Below are 4,863 nucleotides of genomic sequence, written 5' to 3' on the forward strand. Positions count from 1 at the left end.
GCTCATTACGAAGCTATGTCCTCCATCACCAAAACGAATCTTTATTCAATTTTCAAGGAACAGTTTTAGGTTTGAAAGACCTTCAAATGAAGGCTAAAACATAATATACAAGGGGTGTGGGCTATGACTGAATCCTTTCAATATCATTTACCAACCAAGATTTACTTTGGATATGGCAAAACAAATGAATTAGAAAATCTGCAATTGCCTATGCGAAATGTGTTTATTGTTACTGACAAAGCGATTTTAAATGCCGGTCTTGTAGAATATGTTCTAAAAATATTAAAACAAAAAGATGTAAGGTATCATGTATACGATCAAGTGGAGCCTGATCCTAGCGTGGAAACTGTTGATAAGGCTGCAAAGGCTTTTAAAGAGGCAGAGTGTGATATGATCATCGCTATTGGTGGGGGCAGTCCTATTGATACGGCTAAGGGTATAAGAGTGGTAGCCAGCAATGGTGGTAGTATTCGGGATTATGCAGGAGTTGACCTTGTCAAAGCGCCGCCAAAAGTGCCATTGGTTGTACTGCCAACCACATCCGGGACTGGGAGTGAAGTCACGATATTTGCAGTTTTTTCGGATTGGATTGAAAAACGTAAGGTAACAGTAACAAGCTCATATTTGGCGCCGGATGTAGCTATCGTTGACCCAAAATTAACCATGACTGTCCCGCCATTTGTTACGGCAGCAACGGGTATTGATGCCTTCGCACATGGGGTAGAGACATTTGTGTCGCGAATAGCCCAGCCTGTAAGTGATGCACTTGCTCTTTCTGCAATGAAGACCGTATATACTTATCTAAGACGAGCTGTTTATAACGGGAAAGATAAAACAGCTAGGATAAAAATGGCAGAAGCTAGTCTATTAGCTGGGATGGCGTTTAATCAATCATTCCTAGGTTTAACACACGCTATAGGGAGTGCAGTAAGTGGACATGTTCATGTTAGCCATGGGGTTACCATTGGACTTTTATTGCCTAGTGTTATGAAGTATAACATGGCTGCCCGACCAGATAAATATGCTCAAATAGCGAGAGTTTTCCATCAAAACACTGGTCATTTGTCTGAGCGGAAGTTGGCAGAACGCGTTGTCGAAGATATTACAGAGTTGAGAAATGATATTGGTCTTCCTCAGAAATTAAGAGAGGTAGGTGTTAAAGAAGAACAATTGGAACCTATAGCTGAAGATTCGTTAAAAAGTGGTATGTGGCAGTTTAATCCTATACAAGCTCCTAAAGAGGATATTTATAAGCTTCTAAAGGAAATATTTTAGTTAACTTGATGAGGAGCACAAAAAGCCATTTCAAACCTAACTCCTCTTCAGAGTATATTTATAAGGTTTGAATATGGCTCACTTCTTTTATAAATATATCCTATTATATGTAAAAATTAACATATAATAGATATAAAAGAGGCGAATTTGCTATGAAAAAAACAATAATTCCTCATTTGTTTTTGATATGTGTAGCTTTGTTTTGGGGATTAAACCCAGTCATTGGACAAGTATTACTTGATACTTTTCATCCTGTGCTCATTTCAACTTTTCGTTGGTTGATCGCATTATGTGTCTTGTTACCTGTAACCTTATTGAACAATCAGATAGATTTTTCTATAGTGAAACGACACTGGAAAAATATTTTTCTTGCTGCTTTGCTTGGGATCACCTTATTTCAGACCCTTACTTATATAGCTGTACAGTATACAAGTCCAATTAACATCACACTTATTACAACAGCTACACCAATTTTGATTGCTATTTTTTCCTATTTCCATACCAGCGAATCTCTTAATGTACACCAGATCACAGGGATGATTTTAGCTACAATCGGCGTACTTTGGATCATCTCACAAGGTGATGTGTCTGTCTTTGTTGAATTAAATTTCAACCGTGGAGATCTGATTATGATTTTGGCCGTGTTTGCCTGGGCTGGATATTCAATGGTATCAAAAGAATTGATTAAAGATTTTCAACTGATTACGAGCATAACTATTTGTAGTGTGTTAGGTGTCCTTCTCTTGGTTCCTGCTGCATTATGGGCACTTGTGACGCACCCTCCTCTTCATATAACTTTTGAAGCGATAGCAGGTCTCATTTTACTTGCCCTTACTGCCTCAATTTTGGCTTTCTTATGGTACAATTTGGGCATCAAATCTTTAGGGACTAATGTGGCCGCCATGTATATGTATCTAATTCCCGTATTTACTGGCGTCACATCGTTTATTATCCTCAGGGAATTATTAAATATGCATCAAATATTAGGCGGTATGTTAGTTGGATACGGGGTCTATTTAACTACCAGGAAAACGAAAAAAGAATTAGTTGAAAGAGAGACACAGTCAGCTTGATGGATAACCATAAATACAACAACATTTTAAAATGGAACTGCATACGTTACAGATGGAATGACAGTCGTTCCATTTAAAATAGTTAGAGTCTTAAAACACACTATCTGTCAGTTTTTAAATTTGGCATGATTTTTGCAAGTATTTAAGTGACAAAAAACATTTTAACAAGGAGGATTCACAAATGAGTCAACATGTAGATGAGAATCTTTATGAACAACTGGACAAGGAGCTGGAAAAATTACAAGATCTGAAACAAAAAGATGATCGGGATGCTGATGAGTTAGCTTATTCCCTATATCGTATGGCCATTCGCTTTGGTACATGGGATCCCGCTGCAATTGATTTATCTGAGGATAAAAAGCATTTTGCAGAACTTGATGATCAAAAAAGAGCTTATTTAATACATTTTTGTACCGGCTTTTGGAATGCGGAAGAAAATGTTGCACTGAAATTTTGTCCATGGATCATGATTGCTCCCTCAACGCATCAGCAAGCTTATTTAAGTACTCAGCTTGTAGAGGAATTTAAACATACAGAATTCTTCGAGAGATATTTTCGGGAAGTTCTCAACGTAGGCAGAGAAACAAAAGTATTAAATCTCGTTCATGAAACATTGGATGACAGATCCAGACAATTGCTTGAAGCGTTGGATAAGGGACCTGAAGAGAGAGAAATGGCAATGGTTGAAGGACTGGTCCATTATCAGGGTATGATTGAAGGCGTTCAAGCCATGGTTGGATATGAAGTTTTTGAGGCTGTCTATGGTCAATATGGATTATTACCTGGTTTAAAAGAGGCATTTAAGCAAATTAAACGTGATGAGGGACGCCATGTCGGCTTTGGCTTAAGAATGCTCAAACGATTTGCACAAAAAGATCCGAAATATGCAAAACGAATTCGTGAACTATTTGAGGAATTCTATTCTGCTGTTATTGTCCGTTATGACCAACCTATAGTTGTTGAAGGAAAAGAAATTGAAACGCCAGAGGAAGTTCGGGGAAGAGAACGGATAGATAGAATGTTCGCCAGAAGAATGAAAGATATTGGAATTGACACATTACAACAGGTATAGTTTGTTAAGAATAAGTGATGAAATAACTTAATCGAAGAAATTTGTAGGCTCGTTTATCACGATATATTTACCGTAGTTCGGTATTCAACCGGGCTACGGTTATTTGTACGCCCGGCATGAGTGCGTGACTATAGGGAGAAAGTCCCGAACGGGGGTTGGCGAGCGGCTACAGTTAGCTGAAGCAAAACCCTCTATGCCAACACGAAACTTATGTTCTTCTGATTGGGCGCAAGATAAAGATACACGTTATTCTTAAATTTAAGCCGACCAATGGTAATGAATGGTTCGTGCTTTTAGAAATATAGCTGAATCATAAGGCTCGTTTGTCAGCCACATAGCATATACAATACGGCCGAATCTATACTGTAATCTTGCACATTAAAATGTCTAATGTTTCTCACATTATTTTCGTAACGCTATATGTTTTAATGTGCAACTCTTTCACTTTTTTTGGTTGAGCAAAGAATTAATTTCACATTTTCATGGTATTCTGGTTCTTTGCCAATTTAGCCGGTGGTACCTGAGGTACCACCAGCTGGTTACAACCCAATTTCTTCAGCAGCGATCCTGACGATCTCTCTTCATCAATCTGATCTTTTTTCCTGGTAACCATAAAATAGACAATGTGTCTCCAGGTTTATTCGGCAAGCAGGTGTGAATGCCAAATGGGTGTACTGAAAAATCCTACGGTGACTTATAAAGATAACGAATAACTTATGGGGGAGACCATCACTATGGTCATCCCCAGACCTCAATTATCCTGTTATCAAAATCTCCAAATATTTCTTTAATCTTTTTAACATATCAGACCGTGGGGACTTTTTATCCTTTTCCCACTTTCTAATGGTTTTCTCATCAACGCCCAAATATTTTGCTGCCTCTACCAGTGTATGACCATGATATAGGCGAGCCTTTTTCAACTTTTGGCCAAGTGTTTTTTCAGTGAGTTTATCGTAAAATCCAACATACCAGATGGGTTTATCTAATGCTTTGGCCAACTTTTTAGCGGTGGTAACTTTCAACCCCGTTTTGCACTCATATACATCTTTTTCGATATTTCTAATAGTCTCAGGGGTTAGCCTGGCTAGTTCGGCCAACTCTCGCAAAAATAAATTTCTCTCCAATCGAGCCTTTCTAAGCCGTATTCCTGGTGTATCTTTTTCATGTCCATATACCTTATGTATAAGGGGCGTGTGTTCCCGTTTAGTTATCACTTTTCCATAGGACTGACCCACACGCTTGCTGATTTCATTGGGCATCATGTAATAGAAGAAGAGGATATTGCTAGGCAGTTGGTTACAGGCTTGGGAAGTGAGAAGAATTTAAAGTATGATGGGAAACAGGAAAGTGTAAAAATAAATGTTAAACTCCTCAATATAATCAGTTAAAAATTCCCCACCACATGCCGACATTCTCTCCGAGAGGAGAGAAAATCTATGGTTA

The 4,863-nt window shown here is 38.3% G+C and carries 4 protein-coding genes; 3 read left to right on the forward strand and 1 reads right to left on the reverse strand.

All coding sequences use genetic code 11. From position 1 onward, the window contains the following. Positions 1 to 123 precede the first annotated feature (123 nt). The 3 genes from J2S00_RS19610 (at position 124) to J2S00_RS19620 (ending at position 3,420) form a co-directional block, all read left to right on the forward strand. A complete protein-coding gene (locus J2S00_RS19610; RefSeq protein WP_307343964.1) occupies positions 124 to 1,275 on the forward strand; it encodes an iron-containing alcohol dehydrogenase in 1,152 nt (383 codons plus the stop codon). Between the two features lie 152 nt (positions 1,276 to 1,427). Then, on the forward strand, positions 1,428 to 2,348 hold the full coding sequence (locus tag J2S00_RS19615) for a DMT family transporter (protein ID WP_307343966.1): 921 nt from the start codon (positions 1,428 to 1,430) through the stop codon (positions 2,346 to 2,348). 181 nt (positions 2,349 to 2,529) lie between these two features. Next, positions 2,530 to 3,420, forward strand: a complete 891-nt coding sequence (locus J2S00_RS19620; RefSeq protein WP_307343969.1) for a R2-like ligand-binding oxidase — start codon at positions 2,530 to 2,532, stop codon at positions 3,418 to 3,420. A 755-nt stretch (positions 3,421 to 4,175) separates the two neighbouring features. Here the strand turns inward: J2S00_RS19620 and J2S00_RS19625 are convergent. Beyond that, positions 4,176 to 4,679: a helix-turn-helix domain-containing protein gene (locus J2S00_RS19625; protein ID WP_307343973.1), complete on the reverse strand. Its 504-nt coding sequence runs from the start codon at positions 4,677 to 4,679 to the stop codon at positions 4,176 to 4,178. Positions 4,680 to 4,863 lie beyond the last annotated feature (184 nt).

The organism is Caldalkalibacillus uzonensis (genome assembly GCF_030814135.1).
Lineage (GTDB): Bacteria > Bacillota > Bacilli > Caldalkalibacillales > Caldalkalibacillaceae > Caldalkalibacillus > Caldalkalibacillus uzonensis.